The following is a 21,302-nucleotide window of genomic DNA, read 5'->3' on the forward strand; positions in this document are numbered from 1 at the left end:
GCGTCCGGCCGTCTCTCCAACCCGTCCCACCGTCTCTCCAGTGTGTCACAAGCGCCTCAGCAGCGCCGGTGAAGGGGTATTTACGGATTAGGTCTGGGACCTGCAACCCCCAATCTGAAAAAACTTTGCATTTCTTAACAGAAACTTCTCTAGGTTAATGAAAACAACAGGTTAGCTTAATAATTCTCTCTTCCGAGCCGGTAACGGACAGCACGGAACGGGGGAAAGAACAGCCCCTGGGCGGAATCGTACCCAATGCTGGGTATGCGCTCGGAACCGGGGCAAACAAAACGCCGCCCGAGTCTCCTCGGACGGCGCAAATTCTGCGAAGGTCGCAGGCTTACTTCAGATCGAACCTGTCTGCATTCATGACCTTGTTCCAGGCCGAGACGAAGTCGCAGACAAATTTGCCTTCTGCGCCTGCCTGACCGTAGACCTCGACCAGAGCCCGCAGCTGCGAGTTGGAGCCGAAGACCAGATCGACGCGGGTACCGGTCCACTTGACCTCACCGCTGGCGCGGTCCCGACCTTCATAGACGCCTTTGCCCGCGGGTTTCCATTCGGTGCCCATGTCCAACAGGTTGGTGAAGAAGTCGGTGCTGAGCGTGCCGACGCGTTCGGTCAACACACCATGCTTGGTGTCACCAAAATTGGCGCCGATCACGCGCAGACCGCCAACCAGCGCGGTCATTTCAGGCGCCGACAGCGTCAGCAGCTGGGCTTTGTCGACCAGAAGCTCTTCGGGCGAAACCGAATAATCCGTCTTCTGATAGTTGCGGAAGCCGTCGGCCTCGGGCTCGAGCACGGCAAAGCTGTCCACATCGGTTTGATCTTGCGTCGCATCGGTGCGGCCCGGGGTGAACGGAACCTCAACCTCCTGACCGCCGGCCTTGGCGGCCTGCTCGACACCCACATTACCGGCCAGAACGATCACGTCGGCCAGAGACACTTTCTTGCCCCCGGATTGTGCGCCGTTGAACGCCGCCTGAACGCCCTCAAGCGCGGTCAGTGCCTTGGCCAGCTTCATCGGTTCGTTCGCGTCCCAGTCTTTCTGCGGAGCAAGACGGATACGTGCGCCATTGGCACCGCCGCGCTTGTCCGAGCCGCGGAAGGTCGAGGCAGAAGCCCATGCGGTCGAAACCAGCTCGGACACCGAGAGGCCAGTGGCCGCGATCTTAGCCTTCAGCTCGGCCACATCCGCGTCACCGATCAGCTCGTGATCCACGGCGGGGACATTGTCTTGCCACAGCAGTTCCTCGGCCGGAGATTCCTCGCCGATGTAATTCGAACGCGGGCCCATGTCGCGGTGGGTCAGTTTGAACCATGCACGGGCGAAAGCGTCAGCGAATTCTTCCGGGTTCTCGTGAAAACGCTTTGAGATCGGACCATAGATCGGGTCCATGCGCATCGCCATGTCGGCGGTGGTCATCATGGTTTTGACCTTCTTCGACGCGTCATGCGCCGCCGGGGCCATGTCTTCTTCTTTGACATTCACCGGTTCCCAAATCCACGCGCCCGAAGGGCTTTTGGTCAGGTTCCAGTCATATCCGAACAGCAGGTCGAAATAGCCGTTATCCCATTGGATCGGATTTGCGGTCCAGGCGCCCTCGACCCCTGAAGTGGTGGTATCGTCACCCTTGCCGGACCCAAACTTGTTGATCCAACCAAAGCCCATCTCTTCGATCGGGGCCGCTTCGGGTTCGGGGCCGACCAGATCGGGATCGCCCGCGCCATGCGCCTTGCCGAAGGTGTGACCACCAGCAACCAGAGCAACGGTTTCCTCGTCATTCATTGCCATCCGGCCAAAGGTGTCGCGGATGTCACGACCCGAAGCCAGAACGTTGGGCTCTCCGTCCGGACCTTCAGGGTTTACATAGATCAGGCCCATCTGCACTGCGGCCAGAGGGTTTTCCAGATCGCGCTCACCGGAATACCGGCTCTGCGGATTGTCGGTCGGGGCCAGCCATTCTGTCTCGGTTCCCCAATAGATGTCTTCTTCGGGGGCCCAGATATCGGCACGGCCGCCGGCAAAACCAAAGGTTTTGCCACCCATGGATTCGATGGCGCAGTTACCTGCCAGGATCATCAGGTCAGCCCAGGAAATCTGGTTTCCGTATTTTTGCTTGATCGGCCACAGCAGACGACGCGCCTTGTCGAGGTTACCGTTGTCCGGCCAACTGTTGAGCGGCGCAAAACGCTGGTTCCCGGTCGAGGCCCCGCCACGGCCATCTGCCGTCCGGTAGGTGCCTGCACTATGCCAGGCCATCCGAATGAACAGACCACCATAATGGCCATAATCCGCCGGCCACCACTCCTGTGAATCGGTCATCAGCGCATATAGGTCTTCTTTCAGCGCCTTCATATCCAGCTTTTTGAACTCTTCAGCATAGTCGAAATCCGAACCCAGAGGGTTCGAAGCCGCTCCGTGCTGGTGCAGGATCGACAGGTTTAGCTGGTTCGGCCACCAATCCCGGTTGGAACGGGTTCCAGCGCCGTGCATCACAGGGCATCCGCCTGCTTTGGGGTTATCACTTCCGTCCATATCGGTCTCCAATCCTAGCTAATATCCGGCGATCTTGCGCAGTGAAATTCGTGGTAATCAAGAACACAGATTCAAGACACGTCTTCCCCATCCAAATACACTGAGCATCTGGCAAGGGTATCGGTGTTCCTGAAGTCCTGACCTAGTCAGAAATAGCAAATTGCATTCATGCATAAAAGTTTTGTTTAATGATGAAAACCATAGGAAATAATTATGAGGAGAACATCCCCGGATCCCGCGCAATGGGAACTATTTTCAAATCCCTGAATAACCTTGGGTCACATACAGACCACAGCCCTTGTTTTTCATCCGTATGCGACCACTGTCTTTATGAACGACACGAGCGCGGGTTCTTTTGTTCGGATCCGCGCCTAATACAGATTGACCGGCGTATTTGACTGCCGGTTCCGAAAATTTTTGGAGTCTGAATGCAATTTGACTATGTAATTGTCGGCGCAGGATCCGCCGGTTCGGTTCTTGCCGGTCGTCTGAGCGAAGATCCTGGAATACGTGTCTGCCTTCTTGAAGCCGGAAACGGCGGCAACGGCATGCTTACCAGATTGCCCGCGGCAACAGTGGCCTCGCTGCCGGGGCGGCCGAAAATCAACAACTGGGCATTTGAAACCGTGGCCCAACCGGGGCTGAACGGCCGCAAAGGATATCAGCCGCGCGGCAAGACGGTGGGCGGGTCCAGCGCGATTAACGCAATGTTGTACGTCCGGGGTCAGCGTCAGGACTATGATGGCTGGGCTGAACTGGGCTGTGCCGGTTGGGACTGGGACAGCCTCCTTCCCTATTTCAAGATGTCCGAACATAACGAAGATGGTGCCGACGACCATCACGGCGACAGCGGCCCTCTGCACGTGTCAAACCAGAAACAGCCGCGCCCGATCACGCTTGCCTTTATTGAAGCTGCCGAACAGATGCAGCACCGCCGAAGCCGTGACTTCAACCGGGGCGATAACGAGGGCGTTGGTCTGTATCAGGTCACACAGTTTCACGACCCGTCGAAGAATGGCGAGCGATGCTCGGCAGCGGCGGCCTATGTCTTTCCGGTCATGGACCGCCCGAACCTGACGGTCATTACCGACGCCCATGCCAAAGAGCTGACCTTTGAAGGAAAGCGGGCCACCGGTGTGGTGTACAGGAAAAAGGCCAAAGGTGCGGATATCACTGTCTCCGCCAGGCGCGAGGTTCTGGTTTGCGCCGGTGCACTTCAAACTCCGCAGTTGTTGCAGCTATCCGGGATTGGTGCCGCTGATGATCTGGTCAAACATGGGATCGAGGTGCGGCACGACCTGCCGGGCGTTGGCAAGAACCTGCAGGACCATCTGGATTTCACGCTGCTCTATAAAACCCGGGACACCAACACATTCGGCATCGGTGCCGCTGCCGCATTGAATTTGGCAAGGCATATTTGGCGCTGGCGTAAGACCGGCAAGTCGATGGCGGCCACACCATTTGCCGAGGGCGCCGCGTTTCTGAAAACCTCCCCGGATTTGGATCGCCCCGACATCCAGCTGCACTTTGTCATTTCCTTGGCCGATGATCATGCAAGGAAGCTGCATTATGGCTATGGGTTCGGCTGCCATGTGTGCAAATTGCGCCCCGAAAGCCGTGGCACGGTCGGGCTGCACAGCGCCGATCCTTTTGCCGCTCCGGCCATTGATCCGGCTTACCTGTCCGATGACCGCGATCTGGACACGCTGATCAAGGGCGCGCGTATGACCAAAGACATTCTGCACGCGCCGGCCTTCAGTAAATTCCGGCACAAAGCGATGTACGGCATGGATGACGCTCAGACCGATGCGGATTGGGAGCACCATATTCGCGCTCGCGCCGATACGATCTATCACCCGGTCGGAACCTGCAAAATGGGTGTGGATGCGATGGCCGTGGTTGACCCCGAACTGCGCGTGCGCGGGATCGAGGGGCTGCGCGTGGTCGATGCATCGGTCATGCCTACTCTGGTTTCGGGAAACACCAACGCCCCAACCATCATGATCGCCGAGAAAGCCGCGGACCTGATCAAAGCCACCGCCCGATAAGGGCTCAGCCGTCCTTCATCAGGGCCTGCAGTCCAGCGCGGTAATCCGGATACAAAAGCCGGATACCCAGTTCATCCTTGATCCGGTCATTCCTGACCCGCTTGTTTTCATTATAGAAACTTCGGGCCATCGGGGACATATCGGCCTGGTCGAACGGAACCGCAGCGGGCAGAGGCAGGCCTTGCAGCTCAGCCGCATAGGCGATGACATCCTGTGGCGGCACCGGCTCATCGTCACAGACATTGTAAATCGCACCTGGGTTTGGCGATGCCATCGACGCCGCAAGCACCTGCGCGATGTCCGCCACATGGATGCGCGAGAACACCTGCCCCGGTTTGATTATGCGGCGCATTCCCACCCGTTTAAGTTTGGAAAATGGGCCGCGCCCGGGGCCATATATCCCGGCAAGGCGAAAGATGTGGACGGGCAGGCCCGGAATGTCTTGCCATTGTGTCTCGGCCCGGACGCGCCACCTGCCGCGCTCGGCCATTGGTGAAGGAAGGGTCGCCTCGTCCACCCAACCGCCTTTGTGGTCCCCATAGACTGCGGTTGTGGAAAGGTATCCGACCCAATCGAACTGACCTGCGCGGTCAGCGATTTTGTCGCCAAGCGCCGCCAGCACTGGATCTCCGCCCGCATTCGGCGCGGTCGAAATCAACAGATGTGTTACCCCGTCCAAATCAACCGTCTGACCGGGCCAGATCACCGGTTCGGCACCGGATGCGCGGACCGCACCCGATTGCGCCGGATCGCGCGTAGTTCCGAATACGCGCCAACCCGCCGGTTCAAGATGCCGCGACAGGGCCTGCGCCGAATATCCGTGACCGAATGAAAAGAGTGTCTTAACCATATCCTTCTTGATGATCGCCAATGGTCCAAGATGCAAGCACCCGCCACTGGATACTTGATTCGAATCCCCACATACGCCTTTCATGAGTCATGAGTACAAAATCGCCCGACCTGCATGCAGCTTATGCGCTAGACAGCCCCGAGGACCACAAACGGCTTTATGCCGAATGGGCCGGCGACTATGATGACGGTTTTGCGGCGCGCGAGGACTATCAGTTGCATATCCACACCGCCCGCGCCTTTGTCAGCGCCGGGGGACAGGGTCCGGTTTTGGATGTCGGTGCAGGCACCGGGCTTTGCGGTGCGGTACTGGCCGGGTTGGGCGTTGGTCCGATCGACGCCACCGATATCAGCGCCGAGATGCTGGATCAGGCCCTGCGCAAAGACATCTACCGCGACGCGATTGAGGCTGACCTGAACCAGGGCATCCCGGTGCCGCGCGACAGCTATTCGGGCATTGTGTCCTCGGGCACATTTACCCATGGCCATCTCGGCCCCGAGGCCCTGCCCGCGCTGTTGAACGTGGCCCGGACAGGCGCGCAATTCGCTCTGTCGATTAACGCGAAACACTACGAATCTCTGGGATTTGCTGACGCACTGCACCAGCTTGCCCATGGGCAGATACAAAACCTGTCCCTGCCCGAAGTTCGAATCTACGGCGACCTGGCTGCCGGGCCCAACCGGGACGATACCGCCCTTATCGCAATGTTCGAGAAGATCTGAACCCGCTCAGCGCCCTTTCCAGACCGGGTCGCGTTTCTCGGCAAAGGCGCGCGCGCCTTCGAGGTTGTCTTCAGAACCATATAGAATGTCCACCGTCGGCAACTGCCGCCCGGTGATCCGGTTCATGGCATCCTGAAACTTGGAATCTTCGGCGTCGCGCACGATCTCTTTGATCGCCGCGTAAACCAGCGGGGGGCCGCTGGCCAATAAACGGGCCAGTTCCCATGCCCGGTCTAAAAGCTGATCACCTGGGACGATCTCGTTGATCAGGCCCCAACCTTTTGCCTCAACCGGATCGAACCAGCGGCCAGTCAGCAGCAGTTCCATCGCGATATGGTAGGGGATGCGTTTTGGCAGCTTTACACTGGCCGCATCGGCCACGGTGCCCGACCGGATTTCGGGCAGGGCAAAGCTGGCATGCTCTGCAGCGATGATCATATCCGCACTCAGCGCCAGTTCCAGCCCTCCACCACAGGCAATCCCGTTCACCGCGGCGATGACAGGCTTGTTCATATCCCGCAATTCCTGCAGCCCGCCAAAACCGCCGACTCCATAATCTCCGTCCACGGCGTCTCCGTCCGCGGCGGCCTTCAGGTCCCACCCCGGGCAAAAGAACTTTTCGCCACCACCGGTCAGGATGGCCACGCGCAACTCAGGATCATCGCGGAATTCGCGGAACACTTCACCCATGACCCGGCTGGTGGCCAGATCAATGGCATTTGCCTTGGGTCGGTCCAGAGTGACCTGCAGAATCGCGCCATCGCGCTTGGTTTTAACCGGGTTCATATACGTGCCTTTCGGATCAGAGCATCCACGGCCACAGCGCCATCGGGATTGCAGATGAGTGGATTGATTTCAACTTCGCTGACATGGGCTGCATTGGCAATAACATAGGCTTGCACAGCCTCGGCTGCATTCAGGATCGCCTCGGTATCCGCCGCCGGTTTACCGCGATACCCCGCAAGCAACGGCGCACAGTTCAGCTTGCCCAGCGCCTGACGGACCACGTCCCGGGATGACGGGATCAGCACTGAAACACTGTCGCGCAGAATTTCGGTCAGCACGCCTCCAGCCCCTAGCGTCAGAACATAGCCATGGGCCGGATCACGGGTGACGCCGATCAATAACTCGGCAACACCGCCTTGGGCCATCTCTTCGATCAGAACTTCGTCGGTTCCAAGCTCGGTCGCAACCGCGCTCAGATCGTCCAAGCCGACGCCAAGGCGCACCGCACCGTGTTCGGATTTATGCGCAAGCCCGACGCCCTTGACCGCGAATGGAGCCGTCAGATTCGATGCAGCATGCGCAGCCTTGTCCGGACGCGTCACTACGGATTGAGGAATCCGCAGACCATGATCTGCCAGCGCCCGTTTGGCCTCTGCTTCGGTCAAGACATGGTTTGCCTCAGCCTGCGAGGGCAACAGTACCGGATCAGCCGGTGCCGCAACCGGCCGCGCGGCGGCCTCAACCGCAGCCAAGGCTTCATGCAGACCGGCAAAAGGCACCACACCGCCGACCAGCAGGCGCTGCGCCACTTCCTCTGGCAAAAGTTCTGGTAGGGTCGCGGCAACGGCAAAAGGTCGCCCGGTTTGGGCGGCGCAGTTCAACGCCGCTTGGGTGGCACATTCCCAATCCGATGCGTCGGTATGAGGATAGTCGACAATCGCAATGGTAATGGCCTGTTCCGGCCCGGTCATCGCCGACCACGCGCGGGTCATCGCTTCGGTATCGCGCCATATATAGGTGTGGTAGTCCAGCGGGTTCGCCAACGCCACCATGGGCCCCAAAGCTGCGCGCAGGTCAGCTTGCTGCACCTTGGTCAATGGCGGGAAATGCAGATCGCGCCCCTCGGACATATCTGCGGCTAGGCTGGCCTCACCGCCCGAGCAGCTGATGGTACCCAACCCGCTGCCGCGCAATCGCCCCGTAACATGCAACAGCTTGAGACATTCCAAAAAGCTGGGAATGTCGTCCAACCGTGCGATTCCCAACCGGTCCAGAAACGCCTGCGCGCCCGCATCACCACCTGCCAAAGACGCGGTATGCGAAATCGTCGCCGCCTGCGCATGGGACGAGCGGCCCATTTTCAAAGCAACGACCGATACGCCCCGTCTGCGTGCCTTGTCGGCCAAAGCCTCCCATTTTCGCAGATCGCCAAACCCCTCGATATGAACACCGATAGCGGTGATCCGGTCGTCGTCCAGAAGTGTTGAGGCAACGTCAGCCTGATGTGTCTGCGCCTGATTCCCGCAGGTCAGCATGAACGCCATCGGCAGGGCCCGGCGTTGCATGGTCATGTTGATTGCAATATTCGAACTTTGCGTCAGGATCGCTACGCCTCGTTCCACCGGTTGCATCCCATGCTGATCCGGCCAGACTGCGACTTGGTCCAGCCCGTTGACGAAACCATAGCAGTTGGGACCCAGAACAGGCATTTCCCCGGCGGCTGCAATCAACTGGTCCTGCAGATCGGCGCCCAGATCATCCTCGGCTCGCGCCTCGGTGAACCCCGACGCGAAACAAACCGCACCCCCTGCCCCGATCGCTGCCAGCGCCTGAACCGCCTCGATTGTTGCATGACGATTGATGCCCACAAAGGCCACATCCGGGGCTGTGGGCAAATCCTCGAGCCGCGCAAAAACGCGCTCTCCGGCGACCTCGGCGGCTTTGGGATGGACCGGCCAGATATCGCCCTGAAACCCGAACTTGCGCGCCTGTTGAATGACTGACGCGCACCAAGCCCCACCACCGATCACAGCAATGGAGCTGGGGTTCAACGCCCGTGCCAGCGCCGTTGTCATGCGCCAAGTGCCCGCAACAGCTCACGACTGATGATGTGACGCTGAATCTCGCTTGTACCGTCCCAGATGCGTTCGACACGCGCATCGCGCCAGAACCGTTCCAGCGGGTAATCGTCCATCAGCCCCATGCCGCCATGCACCTGAATCGCGGCGTCAGTCACCCGTGCCAGCATTTCGGACGCATAGAGCTTGGCCGAGGCAATCTCGCGGTTTGCAGGCAGCCCTTTGTCCAGCCGGTCGGCCGCTGCCAGTGTCAACAGGTCAGCGGCATCGATTTCGGTGATCATATCGGCGATCTGGAATGACACGCCCTGGAACTTGCCGATTTTCTGACCGAATTGTTCACGCGTGGCTGCATAGTCCAGCGCATAGTCAAAGGCGCGACGTGCGCGTCCGACCGACATGGTCGCCACGGTGATGCGGGTGGCATATAGCCAGGTATTCATCACCTCGAACCCGCCATCGACCTCGCCCAACACCTGACTGTCGGGCAGGCGACAATCGTCAAAATCCAGGACCATGTTCTTATAGCCCCGGTGGCTGACCGATTTATACCCGTCCCGGATGGTGAATCCCGGCGTGCCGCGATCCACAAGAAAGGCTGTGATCCGTTTCTTTGGACCTTTTGGCGTCTGATCTTCACCCGTCGCGATGAAAACGATGATGAAATCGGCATGCTCCGCGCCCGAGATGAAATGTTTGGTCCCGTTGACGACCCAATCTCCGCCGTCTCGAACTGCGGCACATTTCATACCACGCACATCCGAACCTGCACCTGGTTCGGTCATCGCCAGTGCATCCATCCTTTCGCCCCGAACTGCGGGCATCAGATAGCGTTCGACTTGCTCGCCCTCGCAGGCCATCAGGATGTTTTGCGGACGGCCAAAGAAGTGGTTCAAGGCCATCGATCCCCGGCCCAGTTCGCGCTCGACCAGTGCAAATTCCCGATGGTTCAGCCCGGCACATCCGACGCTTTCGGGAAAATTGCAGGCATAGAAACCCAATTCAATTGTCTTGCGCTTGATCTCATCCGCTATTTCCTGCGGAACTTCGCCGGTACGTTCAACCAGCTCTTCATGTGGATAGATCTCTTTCTCGACGAAACTGCGAACAGTCGCGGCGATCATCTCTTGCTCGTCGGTCAGGCCATATTGCATCTGCGGTCTCCACATCTAGGGCTTGCGATATCGTGGCGCGGGTTGCAAAGTTCATCGTGCAGAAATAGACGTTAACCATGCGAAGATGGACAAAATCGCCTGCCGCGATGCAGCAATTCGGGGTTCTGCTTTTTGATGGGTTTTCAAACCATTGCCTTGCCAACACCGTCGAACCCCTGCGCGCGGCCAATTCGCTGGCTGGACGAAAGCTGTATGACTGGGAATTCCTGTCGCTGACAGAAGGGCCGGTCACATCATCCTCGGGGTTGCAGGTTACGCCGCACGCAAGACTGCAATCTGCCCGCGGCGGTACATTGATGGTGATGCCATCATATGGGTTTCGCGCGCATGGCGGCTGGCCGACGCTGACCGGATTGCGATCCGCCGCAAATCGCTATGACGTTCTGGCTGGGCTGGACACCGGAAGCTGGCTGCTGGCGCTGGCCGGACTGCTGGACGGGTATCGCGCCACCATCCATTGGGAAGAGCTGACCGGCTTTACCGAGCGGTTCCCCGAGATCGACGCCCGGCGCGAGCGGTATGTCCTAGACCGGAATCGCATTACCTGTTCCGGCGCCATGGCAGCTTTTGATCTTGTGTTGCATCTGATCGGTCATGACCAGGGGCAGGCACTGGCCCTGGAAGTCGCGCAGTTGTTCATGACCCGCGATTCCGCTCGGTCGCATTCCGGAGGGGTCGGGGCAACCAGTGGGTATGTGAACAAGGCCTTGGCATTGATGCAGGAAAATCTTGAAACCCCGCTGCCCATTACGGATATCGCCCGACAGGTCGGGCGCTCACACAAGGCATTGTCGACACGAATGCAGGCCGAACTGGGTGCGGGTCCGGCTCAGGTCTATCGCCGCTTGCGCCTGAATTTGGCGCGGAAGCTGGTGGCAGAAACCGACCTGACTGTCAGCGAGATCGCCCTGCGGGCCGGATACGACGATCCCAGCGCCTTGACCCGCGCCTTCCGGGCCGAATTCGGGATCACCCCCCGTGCCTTACGGGTCGGCTAGGTATACATCTGCTTTTTATAAGCCCGCGTGCGCGTTGTCGCCTCGGCCGAGCCGTCATGATAGGTGCCAAACCACTTGTCGAACGGGATCTCTGAGGTGCCATAGTTGCACTCGAAATACCGGTGATGCAGCTGGTGGAAAAAATCGCCTGCGCGGGCGGCCTCGGTCTCCCCGGCTTTCAGCTTTTCGAACCCGGAATGGGACAGAACCGGGCTGACCTGCTGGAAATAGGCGTGGAATAACAAATGTATCGGGTGCGACGGCACGATCAGGTGGATGAAATAGGTGGTGAAGTACAACAGGTTCTCAAACCAGTGATTTGATATCCCCGACCACGGCCCGATATTGACGTTGCGGTGATGCACGGCGTGGACATGTTTATAGAGCTTCGGGTGATGCTCCAGCCGATGCACCCAATAGAAATGCAGCCCCGACCACATGGGGATGAGCAACATCCAGACCACAAACCAGACCGGCGCGGTGGACCATGTGACCGTGGGCACATAGCCATTGGCCATCGCCCAATAGATCCCCCATTGGTAAATCGTGGCGACACTCATGGCGCTGCCCAGGGTCCACCAGATATTGTCCCAGACCTGATTGCGAAAAGTGAAGGTCCCGTTGTCCCGGGTCAGATCCCGGCGGTCGAATTTCTTGTACATGCCCTGCCCTTTGCGCATGTACAGCCACCAATGCAGCCCGCCCGCGACCAGAATTTGCGGCACCATGTTCAGCAACCAGATTCGGAACATCCAGCCGGGCTGAAAGGTCTTCATAGTCTCTAAACCAGGGTAAAACAGCGCATAGACCGCCACCGCAAGCCCCAGGCACAGTGTCAGGGCGGTGACCTGAAGCCAGGCGCCGCCATACCATTTCAACACAGCAGACGGGCGGGGTGGCCAGTTGAACAACGGGTTCAAGGCCACCGGCCCCTGAGGGTGATAGTGCCAGCGGGCTGCTTCGGGATTTTGATCAGAGTCCGTCATCCGGGTATCTCGTCAGCTTGCGTAATCCGAGCCTTCAGCATCCAAAAGCGCTTTGATCTCACGCAAATGTGCCTTGGCCTGATCGGGATAATCTTCCAACTCCTGCGCGGTCTTTTCCGCAATCTCGTCTGACAAAACGCGCAGGGGTTGGCCCGTCTGTAAGGCACGGATATACGTTTCGGCAGCGCGCTCGAAATAATAGAGTCTATTAAAGGCATCTGCCGGGTTACTGCCCAAAATCAAAACCCCATGATTACCCATGATCATGACTTTCTTTTTTGGGTCTGCCAGCATGGTTGCGCAACGTTCCCCCTCGCTTTCGAAAGCAAGTCCACCAAATTCGTGATCGACCACATAACGGTTGTAAAACGTAGTGGTGTTCTGATCGATCGGCGGCAATGTGCTGTCGGCCAACGAGGCCAGAACCGTGGCAAAGATGGAATGCACATGCATTACACAGCGGGCATGAGGACAGTGCCGGTGAATCGAACCATGCAGGCCCCAGGCAGTTGGGTCCGGTGCGCCGGGTTGGGTCATGACATCAGCGTCTTTGGCATCCAGAAAAAGCAGGTTCGATGCTTTAACTCGTGCAAAATGCATCTGATTGGCGTTCATCAAGAATTGTGTGCCGTCCTGATTCACCGCCAAGCTAAAATGGTTTGCGACCCCTTCGTGCATATTCAGACGTTCAGCCCATCGAAATGTGGCCGCCAAATCCACACGTTCAGGCCAATGGTCAATATTGGGGCGCAAGCTGGCAACGCTCATTTCCGTCTCCTGTCAGCAGATTGCTTGATTGGAAAATCGTGCCCGCAGTAGAAAAAATTGACCAACGAAAAAATCGCGTCTATTTCATAAGCTGAACTAATGGCCAGGTTATGCCCATGCAAAAACAGCTGCCCCCGTTGGGTTGGCTTCGGACTTTCGAGGCCGCGGCCCGCCACCTGTCCTTTACCGCGGCAGCGCACGACCTGAACATGACACAAAGTGCAGTCAGCCAGCAAATCAAGTCGCTTGAGGCCTATCTTGGCCAACCGCTTTTCCTGCGCCGTCCCCGCGCACTTGAATTGACCGGGGCCGGGATCAGCTATCTCCCTGTCGTGCGTGAGGCATTTCGCACATTACTGCGCGGAACGCGGGCCGTGACCGGGGCCCAGCAGAACGCGGTGCAGGTACAATGCAACATTACTTTTGCGGTCAACTGGCTGGCTCCCCGCCTTCCAATGTTTCAGGCCGAACACCCGTCTGTACAGCTGAACATATTCACCGAGTTGTGGGAGCCCCGGGAAATGGCGGAGGGGGCTGCGGTAGAAATTCGATTTTCGCTCAGACCTTCGGACACGGTGCGAACCGAACTGCTGCGATCCGATCATTATTATCCGGTTTGCGCGCCGGGCTATGAGGTGTCGCTGGATACACTACAGCGAACCCCCTTGTATGACTGCTCAAACCTGCTGTCGAACTGGCAGAATTGGATCGAAGATCAGGGGCTAATTTGGGAAAATCCTCCGATCACATATTCCACCACCTATCTGGTCAGCCTGTCGGTTGCGATGGCCGGGGGTGGCTTGTGCCTGACGCATGACACAATCGCGCGCGACTTGATTGATGAAGGTCGATTGGTTGCACCATTCGAATATCGCGCAGTTGTACCAGAGGCTTATTACCTGTTGCTGTCGCCTCAGGCAGAAGAGTCACCAGGAGCGATTGCCTTTGCCGAATGGGTCCGGCGCGAGATTGCGAAAACGTTCCCTGGCTAGGCCGTGGCTCTCCTGCCTAGCATAGCGGCTCTTACGGGACCTTCACGGGGCTAGGCACAACACCGCTGACGCGCTGCATGACGGAATCATGATAACTGCCGAGCAGGGGTTGCACCTTTCCGTGCGTTCGGGAAAGTTGGGCCATGGAATTCACACCTTTCCCAAGCTGGCCCGATACCGCCCCCCGTTTGATCGCTGTCGCCGCAGGGCGTCAAGCCGCTGACCTTGTTGTCCGCAGCGGGATCTGGGTTAACGTGCACAGCCGCGAAGCCCTGCCCGATCATGACATCGCGATTGTCGATGGACGTATCGCCTATGTTGGCCCCGATGCTTCGCACTGCGTCGGCCCGAACACCCGGATCATCGAGGCAGAGGGGCGGTATATGCTGCCCGGCCTGTGCGACGGGCATATGCATATCGAATCAGGAATGCTGACCCCGGCCGAATTTGCGGGGGCCGTTATCCCTCATGGCACGACAAGCATGTTCACTGACCCGCACGAAATAGCCAACGTGCTGGGCCTGGACGGCGTTCGAATGATGCATGACGAGGCGCTGATGCAGCCCGTTAACATTTTCACCCAGATGCCTTCTTGCGCGCCGTCGGCGCCAGGGCTTGAGACCACCGGTTATGAGATCACCCCCGAAGACGTGGCCGAGGCGATGAACTGGCCGGGCATCATCGGACTGGGCGAGATGATGAATTTCCCAGGCGTCATTCATGGCGATCCCAAGATGCTGGCCGAGATTGCCGCGACCCAACGGGCAGGGAAAACCGTTGGCGGGCACTATGCTTCGCCTGATTTAGGGCCTGATTTCGCAGCTTATGTCGCAGGCGGCCCTGCCGACGACCACGAAGGCACCTGCGAGGCCGATGCCATCGCGCGGGTGCGTCAAGGGATGCGGTCGATGATGCGATTGGGATCGGCCTGGTATGACGTGGAAACTCAGATTACCGCCATCACCGAGAAAGGGTTAGATTCTCGAAACTTCATCCTGTGCACGGATGATTGCCATTCTGGTACCCTGGTCAATGAAGGGCATATGAACCGCGTGGTGCGCCATGCGATTGCCTGTGGCTGTGACCCTTTGGTGGCGCTGCAGATGGCAACGATCAATACAGCTACGCATTTCGGGTTGGAGCGCGATATCGGCTCGATCACGCCCGGGCGCCGGGCGGATATCATCCTCAGCTCGGACCTGAAGGACCTGCCCATCGAGCTTGTCATAGCGCGCGGCCAAATCGTGGCAGAGGACGGCAAGATCACTGTGGACTGCCCGCATCTGAATTGGCCTGCAGCCGCTCGAAACACCGTGCATCTGGGCCATGCCCTGACCAGCGCGGATTTTCAGATCGAGGCCCCTAAAGGGGCGAACCGCGTTCAGGCCAATGTGATTGGTGTGGTCGAAAACCAGGCCCCGACCAAAGCGCTAAAGGCCGAACTGCCCATCATTGGCGGCCTGGTTGAAGCCGAGGGTGAGGTCTGCCAGATTGCGCTTGTCGAACGCCACCGCGCAACGGGCGGGGTCACAAATGCCTTTGTCTCGGGGTTTGGATATCAGGGGCGCATGGCAATGGCTTCGACCGTTGCCCATGACAGTCACCATATGATTGTTGTTGGGACCGACCGCGAACAGATGGCCCTTGCCGCAAATCGGCTGGCCGAGATCGGCGGTGGCATCACGATTTTCCGAGACGGTGAGGAACTGGCGCTGGTGGAACTGCCCATCGCTGGACTGATGTCTGATAGCCCGGCAGCCGAAGTGGCCGCCAAAGCCGAACAAATGGTTCGGGCCATGCAGGCCTGTGGCTGTAAACTGAACAACGCCTATATGCAGCACTCATTGCTGGCCCTGGTGGTGATCCCGGAATTGCGGATCTCGGATGTCGGGCTGGTGGATGTGCGCAAATTTGAAAAGATCGATCTTTTGGAACCCCTTGCATGACAATAATACGAGCACCTAAGGCCCCCGCGCCCGAGAACTTCACCGATCCCGCGGCCGCGGTCGCAAGGTTGGAAGAACTGTACGAGCAAGCCACCAGCTTCCTGTGCGAGAACTTTGCTAATGTGATCGAGCACGGAGCACCAACTGAACGCTTCAGAGCCTATTACCCGGAAATTCGCATCAAAACCTCCTCCTATGCGCGGGTCGACAGCCGGCTAAGTTTTGGTCACGTCTCGGAACCGGGCATCCACTCGACCACTGTAACGCGGCCAGATCTGTTCCGGTTCTATTTGACCCAACAGATTGCCCTATTGATCAGAAACCATGACCAGCCGGTCACGATCGGGGCTTCGGACACACCCATTCCGGTTCATTTCGCCGTGGCCAACAATCCTGATCTGATCGTTCCGCATCAGGGCGCCGCCGGATTTACCCTGCGCGATGTATTCGACGTACCGGACCTGACAACCACCCATGACGACATCGTCAATGGCGTCCATGACCACGAGGAAGAAGACGGCCCGCTGTCTTTGTTTACTGCGCAAAGGGTCGACTATTCACTGGCCCGTCTGGCACATTACACTGCGACTGATCCCAGTCATTTCCAGAACCATGTGCTGTTCACCAACTATCAGTTCTACGTCTCGGAATTCGAAAACTATGCACGCGCGCAGCTGGCCGAACCAGACAGTGGCTATACCAGCTTTGTCTCGACCGGAAATGTCGAGATCACCACCGAAGGCGGAACGCTGGAACAACCCCTGAAGCTGCCGCAGATGCCGACCTATCACCTAAAGCGGGCGGATGGATCGGGTATCACGCTGGTCAACATCGGCGTCGGTCCGTCGAACGCCAAAACCGCGACCGATCATATCGCCGTGCTACGCCCGCATGCCTGGCTGATGGTTGGCCACTGTGCCGGGCTGCGCAACACACAGGCATTGGGCGATTTTGTTCTGGCCCATGCCTATCTGCGCGAAGACAAGGTTCTGGATGATGACCTGCCGGTCTGGGTGCCGATTCCGCCTTTGGCCGAGATTCAGGTTGCGCTGGAACAGGCTGTAGCCGAGGTCACCGAGCTGGAAGGTTATGAGCTGAAACGGGTCATGCGCACAGGCACCGTCGCTTCGGTCGATAACCGCAACTGGGAACTGCGCGACCAATCCGGCCCGGTACAGCGACTCAGCCAATCACGGGCAATCGCGCTGGATATGGAAAGCGCGACCATTGCCGCCAACGGCTATCGGTTCCGTGTTCCCTATGGCACGTTGCTCTGTGTTTCAGACAAGCCGTTGCACGGCGAATTAAAGCTTCCTGGCATGGCCTCTGCCTTCTATACCACGCAGGTCAGCCGCCATCTCGCGATCGGAATTCGTGCGATGGAGCACCTGAGGGGCATGCCGCTGGAGCGCCTGCACAGCCGGAAATTGCGTTCCTTTGATGAAACGGCCTTTCTCTGAAGCAAAAAAGCAACGAATTCCCCCTATTTTTAGGGTTTTCGACGCTACTATTCGTTGTGTTCACCTACAATATCCCGTTACAGTTACGCGGTGAGGCCCTATTTATCGGGCACGTTAAGGAGACCAAGAAATGGCAAAGCCTATGACAAAGACTCAGCTGGTTGCTGCTCTCGCTGAGGAAATGGGAACCGACAAGAAAGCTGCGAACACTGCGCTGGAGGCCATGACCGGCCTGATCACCCGCGAAGTGTCGGCGGGCGGCGCGGTGACCCTGCCTGGTGTCGGCAAAATCTACTGTCGCGAGCGCCCCGAGCGCATGGTGCGTAACCCTGCCACCGGCGAGCAGTTCAAGAAAGAAGCCGACAAAGTGGTCAAAATGACCATTGCGAAGGCGCTGAAGGACAGCGTGAACGGCTGATCCCAGCTTTCACTGCAAAACGATCAAGGGCCGCCGCTTGGGGGCCCTTTTTCTTTTACCCCCCTATTGAAGCCAGTTTTTTATAAGGCTTTGGGAGGCCGGCCGTGGTCAGACTGGTGTTATGCAATCTGAGATCAGCGAAGAATAAATCTAGCGCCGCGCTCATTGGCTGGGTGCGCAACAGGACCGGTGGCCTAAGCTGGCGAATGCCACAAATTCGCGAGGCTGGCCCCGTCACAGAGCAAGAACGGACAATATCCGGTCGACTTTCGGACCAGTAATTTGTTTTGCCGCACTCGCCCCAAAAGAAATTCATTCTCGGCGATGGATGTTTTGATTGGCTCATCCGAACCAATTTTTAGTCATGTGTCACCTTTCGAAGCGAGTGAATTATCTAAAGTTCGGAAAATAAAAGATTTCATTAGATATCTTGGCGACCCCGGCAGGATTCGAACCTGCAACCTGCCCCTTAGGAGGGGGCTGCTCTATCCAGTTGAGCCACGGGGCCGCGCAAAACTCTCTGTAGCGTGGTTTTTTCGGGTTGTCATCGGCTTTGAAGGACAGTTGTAAAATGCGTCCTGTTCACGCTACCATCGGACAAAACAACAACGCAGGTGCACCCCGTGACCACAGAAAACAAACGCCCGCTCACCCTTCGTGATGTTTCTGAAGCGTCCGGAGTGTCTGAGATGACGGTCAGCCGGGTTCTGCGCAATCGGGGTGACGTGTCGGATGCGACCCGCACACGCGTTCTGGCCGCAGCAAAAGAGCTGGGATACGTGCCGAACAAAATCGCTGGTGCGCTTGCCTCAAGCCGGGTGAACCTTGTGGCGGTGATCATCCCTTCGCTGTCGAACATGGTGTTCCCCGAGGTGCTGACCGGGATCAATCAGATTCTTGAGGATACCGAGCTACAGCCAGTGGTCGGCGTCACCGATTATTTGCCCGAAAAAGAGGAAAAAGTCCTGTACGAGATGCTCTCGTGGCGGCCCTCGGGCGTGATCATCGCCGGATTGGAACATACCGATGCCGCACGCGCCATGCTGGATTCGGCGGGGATTCCGGTGGTCGAGATCATGGACACCGATGGTAAGCCGGTGGACGCGATGGTCGGGATTTCCCATCGCCGCGCTGGACGTGAGATGGCACAGGCGATCCTGAAAGCGGGCTATGAACATATCGGCTTTATGGGCACCAAAATGCCCCTGGATCACCGCGCTCGGAAACGGTTCGAAGGCTTTACCGAAGTGCTGGGCAAGCATGGGATCGAGATCGAAGACCGCGAGTTTTATTCCGGGGGCTCGGCCTTGGCCAAAGGCCGCGAGATGACTCAAGCCATGTTGGAACGCTCACCGGATCTGGATTTCCTGTATTATTCCAACGACATGATTGGTGCTGGTGGATTGCTGTATCTGTTGGACCAGGGGATAGACATTCCAGGCCAGATCGGTTTGGCAGGGTTCAACAATGTCGAACTGTTACAGGGTCTGCCGCGCAAGCTGGCCACAATGGATGCATGTCGACACGAGATTGGGCGCAAGGCAGCCGAGATAATCGCCGTTCAGCTTTCCGATCCCGCTTCCGAGGTCGAAAACCGCATAACTCTGACCCCCAAGATCAGTTATGGCGATACGCTGAAACGCCGCTGACCCATGGCGATGCAAAGGCTGAACAATCGGGCGGCCCGCGCCCTGTTCATGGACCGGCACGCGCTGGCAGAACAGCCGTCAGGGGTTGCGAAAGGGCCTGACCTGCTTGAATTGATCAGGCGTCTGGGATTTGTTCAGCTGGACAGTATCAACACGGTCGCCCGCGCCCATGACATGATCCTGTTTTCCCGCAGGCCCGCCTATCGCGCCAAAAACCTCAAGCATGTGTATGAACGTGATCGTGGGCTGTTCGAACATTGGACCCATGATGCCGCAGTCATTCCGATGGAGTTCTACCCCCATTGGCATCTACGGTTTCAGCGCGACGCTGACCTGCTGAAATCGCGCTGGAAAAACTGGCGTCGCGATGGGTTTGAGCAGCAATTTGAAACCGTATTGCAGCATATACGCGATCATGGGCCAGTTTCCTCGTCGGATGTGGGAAAAGACGAAAAGAAGGGCTCGGGCGGATGGTGGGATTGGCACCCGTCGAAAACCGCGCTTGAATTCCTCTGGCGCTCGGGCGCGCTGACCGTGATCGGCAGGCAGGGGTTCCAGAAACGCTATGACCTGACCGAACGGGTGATTGAAACGCATCTTTGCCCCGGCAATATGCCTTATGACGCCGAACATACCGTGGATTGGCTGTGCCATGCGGCACTTGACCGGCAGGGGTTTGCGACCTCGGGCGAATTGGCGGCGTTTTGGGATACGGTCAGCAGCGCAGAAGCCCGAGACTGGTGCAAAACCGCCTTGACCGAAGGCCATGTCGAAGAGATCGAGATCGAATGTGCCAATGGTCAGGTCAGGAAACTGTTTGCACGCCCGGGTGTTGCTGAACAAGCCGCGCAGATCGCCCCTGCGCCGGGTCGGATCAGAGTGCTGAGCCCGTTTGACCCGATGCTGCGGGACCGTGACCGCGCGCAACGGCTGTTTGGGTTTCACTACCGGATCGAGGTGTTTGTCCCCGCCCCGAAACGCACCTATGGCTATTATGTTTTCCCGCTTCTCGAAGGCGACCGGCTGATTGGCCGGATCGACATGAAGGCCCATCGCGATCAGTCGGTGCTGCGGGTCAGCGCCCTGTGGCCAGAACGAACAGTACGGTGGTCAGATGCCCGCACGCGCCGCCTACAGGCCGAACTGGACCGGGTTCGTCGCTTTGCCGGGTTGGATGACATAGAATTTGCTGAGAATTGGCAAAAAGACCCTATTTAGGGTCTGATATACTCAATTTGACCGGCTGCAACCCGTCAATCTCACCCTCGAGTGAATCTCCGGGCTGAACCGGCCCTACACCAGCCGGCGTTCCGGTCAGAATCAAATCCCCTGGTCGCAGATGATAATAGCCGGACAAGTGACTTATGATCTCGTCAATCGACCAGATCAGCTCATCCAAGGTTGCGTCCTGCCGGGTTTCGCCATTAACGCGCAAAATGATGCGTTTTTGCGGGTCGGGTTGCCAATCGCTCACGCGGGTCAGAGGGGCAAATACGGCTGCATTCTCGAAATCTTTTCCAAGATCCCAAGGGCGCTGTTTGTTGCGCTCGCGAATTTGCAGATCACGTCGGGTCATGTCCAGGGCGCAGCCAAAGCCAAACACCGCTTCCTGCACCTGAGAAGTATCAGCATGAAAAACCGGCTTTCCGATTGCAACAGCCAGCTCCATCTCATGGTGGAAATTTTCGGTCCCCGGAGGGTAAGCCGTCGTCACCCCAGACAGGACCGCGTTTGCAGCGGACTTGGTGAAATAGAAAGGGGCCTCACGGTCGACCTCATGTCCCATTTCAGCCGCATGTGCGGCATAGTTCCTGCCCACACAAAAGATTCGCCCAACCGGGTATGTGTCGTCCTCGCCGGTAACCGGCAAAGCGATCGGATCAGGAATAGAGAACAGGCTACCCATCATCATGCCGCCATAACACAGGTTAGTTAAAGTGGATA

The 21,302-nt window shown here is 58.0% G+C and carries 17 protein-coding genes and 1 tRNA gene; 9 read left to right on the top strand and 9 right to left on the bottom strand.

Annotation, left to right across the window (positions count from 1 at the left end):
- Nucleotides 1-340 precede the first annotated feature (340 nt).
- A complete protein-coding gene (katG, locus tag AC2FHX_RS20430) occupies nucleotides 341-2,542 on the bottom strand; it encodes a catalase/peroxidase HPI (RefSeq protein WP_496702990.1) in 2,202 nt (733 codons plus the stop codon).
- 428 nt (nucleotides 2,543-2,970) lie between these two features.
- On the opposite strand from katG, the gene AC2FHX_RS20435 reads away from it, so the two are divergent.
- Entirely contained in the window at nucleotides 2,971-4,590 is a 1,620-nt protein-coding gene (locus AC2FHX_RS20435; protein WP_496703627.1) for a GMC family oxidoreductase, read from the top strand.
- A 4-nt stretch (nucleotides 4,591-4,594) separates the two neighbouring features.
- Here the strand turns inward: AC2FHX_RS20435 and AC2FHX_RS20440 are convergent, their stop codons facing one another.
- Nucleotides 4,595-5,440, bottom strand: a complete 846-nt coding sequence (locus AC2FHX_RS20440) for an SDR family oxidoreductase (protein ID WP_142637589.1) — start codon at nucleotides 5,438-5,440, stop codon at nucleotides 4,595-4,597.
- 89 nt (nucleotides 5,441-5,529) lie between these two features.
- Here AC2FHX_RS20440 and AC2FHX_RS20445 point away from each other — a divergent pair, with 89 nt between their 5' ends.
- The gene (locus AC2FHX_RS20445) at nucleotides 5,530-6,162 is read left to right on the top strand and encodes a class I SAM-dependent DNA methyltransferase (RefSeq protein WP_142637587.1); all 633 of its coding nucleotides are present in this window, start codon (nucleotides 5,530-5,532) and stop codon (nucleotides 6,160-6,162) included.
- A gap of 6 nt (nucleotides 6,163-6,168) precedes the next feature.
- On the opposite strand, the gene AC2FHX_RS20450 is transcribed toward AC2FHX_RS20445, so the two are convergent.
- From AC2FHX_RS20450 to AC2FHX_RS20460, 3 genes are read right to left on the bottom strand one after another with little or no spacing between them, the layout of a single operon-like run.
- Nucleotides 6,169-6,948, bottom strand: a complete 780-nt coding sequence (locus AC2FHX_RS20450; protein WP_142637585.1) for a carnitinyl-CoA dehydratase — start codon at nucleotides 6,946-6,948, stop codon at nucleotides 6,169-6,171.
- Complete coding sequence (locus AC2FHX_RS20455; protein WP_496703625.1) at nucleotides 6,945-8,963, bottom strand: acetate--CoA ligase family protein; 2,019 nt, start codon at nucleotides 8,961-8,963, stop codon at nucleotides 6,945-6,947. The genes AC2FHX_RS20450 and AC2FHX_RS20455 overlap by 4 nt, the downstream gene beginning before the upstream one ends.
- Nucleotides 8,960-10,120 carry an acyl-CoA dehydrogenase family protein gene (locus AC2FHX_RS20460; protein ID WP_496690501.1) on the bottom strand — a complete coding sequence of 387 codons (1,161 nt, stop codon included), beginning with the start codon at nucleotides 10,118-10,120 and terminating at the stop codon, nucleotides 8,960-8,962. Before AC2FHX_RS20460 ends, AC2FHX_RS20455 begins: the two co-directional genes overlap by 4 nt.
- 77 nt (nucleotides 10,121-10,197) lie before the next feature.
- Between AC2FHX_RS20460 and AC2FHX_RS20465 the strand changes: the two genes are divergently transcribed.
- The gene (locus AC2FHX_RS20465; protein WP_496703623.1) at nucleotides 10,198-11,139 is read left to right on the top strand and encodes a GlxA family transcriptional regulator; all 942 of its coding nucleotides are present in this window, start codon (nucleotides 10,198-10,200) and stop codon (nucleotides 11,137-11,139) included.
- Here AC2FHX_RS20465 and AC2FHX_RS20470 read toward each other — a convergent pair.
- Entirely contained in the window at nucleotides 11,136-12,125 is a 990-nt protein-coding gene (locus tag AC2FHX_RS20470) for a sterol desaturase family protein (protein ID WP_496703621.1), read from the bottom strand. The genes AC2FHX_RS20465 and AC2FHX_RS20470 overlap by 4 nt on opposite strands.
- A 12-nt stretch (nucleotides 12,126-12,137) precedes the next feature.
- Nucleotides 12,138-12,893: a class II aldolase and adducin N-terminal domain-containing protein gene (locus tag AC2FHX_RS20475; protein ID WP_496703620.1), complete on the bottom strand. Its 756-nt coding sequence runs from the start codon at nucleotides 12,891-12,893 to the stop codon at nucleotides 12,138-12,140.
- 116 nt (nucleotides 12,894-13,009) lie between these two features.
- Between AC2FHX_RS20475 and AC2FHX_RS20480 the strand changes: the two genes are divergently transcribed.
- The 4 genes from AC2FHX_RS20480 (at nucleotide 13,010) to AC2FHX_RS20495 (ending at nucleotide 17,709) form a co-directional block, all read left to right on the top strand.
- Nucleotides 13,010-13,885, top strand: coding sequence for a LysR family transcriptional regulator (locus AC2FHX_RS20480; protein WP_281973952.1), 876 nt, complete (start codon nucleotides 13,010-13,012; stop codon nucleotides 13,883-13,885).
- Between the two features lie 143 nt (nucleotides 13,886-14,028).
- Nucleotides 14,029-15,831 (top strand): adenine deaminase, encoded by a 1,803-nt coding sequence (ade, locus tag AC2FHX_RS20485; RefSeq protein WP_496703618.1) that lies wholly within the window; start codon nucleotides 14,029-14,031, stop codon nucleotides 15,829-15,831.
- Entirely contained in the window at nucleotides 15,828-17,291 is a 1,464-nt protein-coding gene (locus tag AC2FHX_RS20490) for an AMP nucleosidase (protein WP_496703616.1), read from the top strand. The genes ade and AC2FHX_RS20490 overlap by 4 nt, the downstream gene beginning before the upstream one ends.
- A 130-nt stretch (nucleotides 17,292-17,421) precedes the next feature.
- On the top strand, nucleotides 17,422-17,709 hold the full coding sequence (locus AC2FHX_RS20495; RefSeq protein WP_142637567.1) for an HU family DNA-binding protein: 288 nt from the start codon (nucleotides 17,422-17,424) through the stop codon (nucleotides 17,707-17,709).
- A 431-nt stretch (nucleotides 17,710-18,140) separates the two neighbouring features.
- On the opposite strand, the gene AC2FHX_RS20500 is transcribed toward AC2FHX_RS20495, so the two are convergent.
- A tRNA-Arg gene (locus AC2FHX_RS20500) sits at nucleotides 18,141-18,217 on the bottom strand.
- 115 nt (nucleotides 18,218-18,332) lie between these two features.
- Here AC2FHX_RS20500 and AC2FHX_RS20505 point away from each other — a divergent pair.
- Together AC2FHX_RS20505 and AC2FHX_RS20510 are read left to right on the top strand one after the other, a co-directional pair.
- Entirely contained in the window at nucleotides 18,333-19,358 is a 1,026-nt protein-coding gene (locus AC2FHX_RS20505; protein WP_496690504.1) for a LacI family DNA-binding transcriptional regulator, read from the top strand.
- A 3-nt stretch (nucleotides 19,359-19,361) separates the two neighbouring features.
- Nucleotides 19,362-20,576 (top strand): winged helix-turn-helix domain-containing protein, encoded by a 1,215-nt coding sequence (locus AC2FHX_RS20510; protein ID WP_496703614.1) that lies wholly within the window; start codon nucleotides 19,362-19,364, stop codon nucleotides 20,574-20,576.
- Here AC2FHX_RS20510 and AC2FHX_RS20515 read toward each other — a convergent pair.
- Nucleotides 20,569-21,267: a fumarylacetoacetate hydrolase family protein gene (locus tag AC2FHX_RS20515; protein WP_496703630.1), complete on the bottom strand. Its 699-nt coding sequence runs from the start codon at nucleotides 21,265-21,267 to the stop codon at nucleotides 20,569-20,571. The genes AC2FHX_RS20510 and AC2FHX_RS20515 overlap by 8 nt on opposite strands.
- Nucleotides 21,268-21,302 lie beyond the last annotated feature (35 nt).

It is taken from the genome of Ruegeria sp. CDSC042 (genome assembly GCF_059610745.1).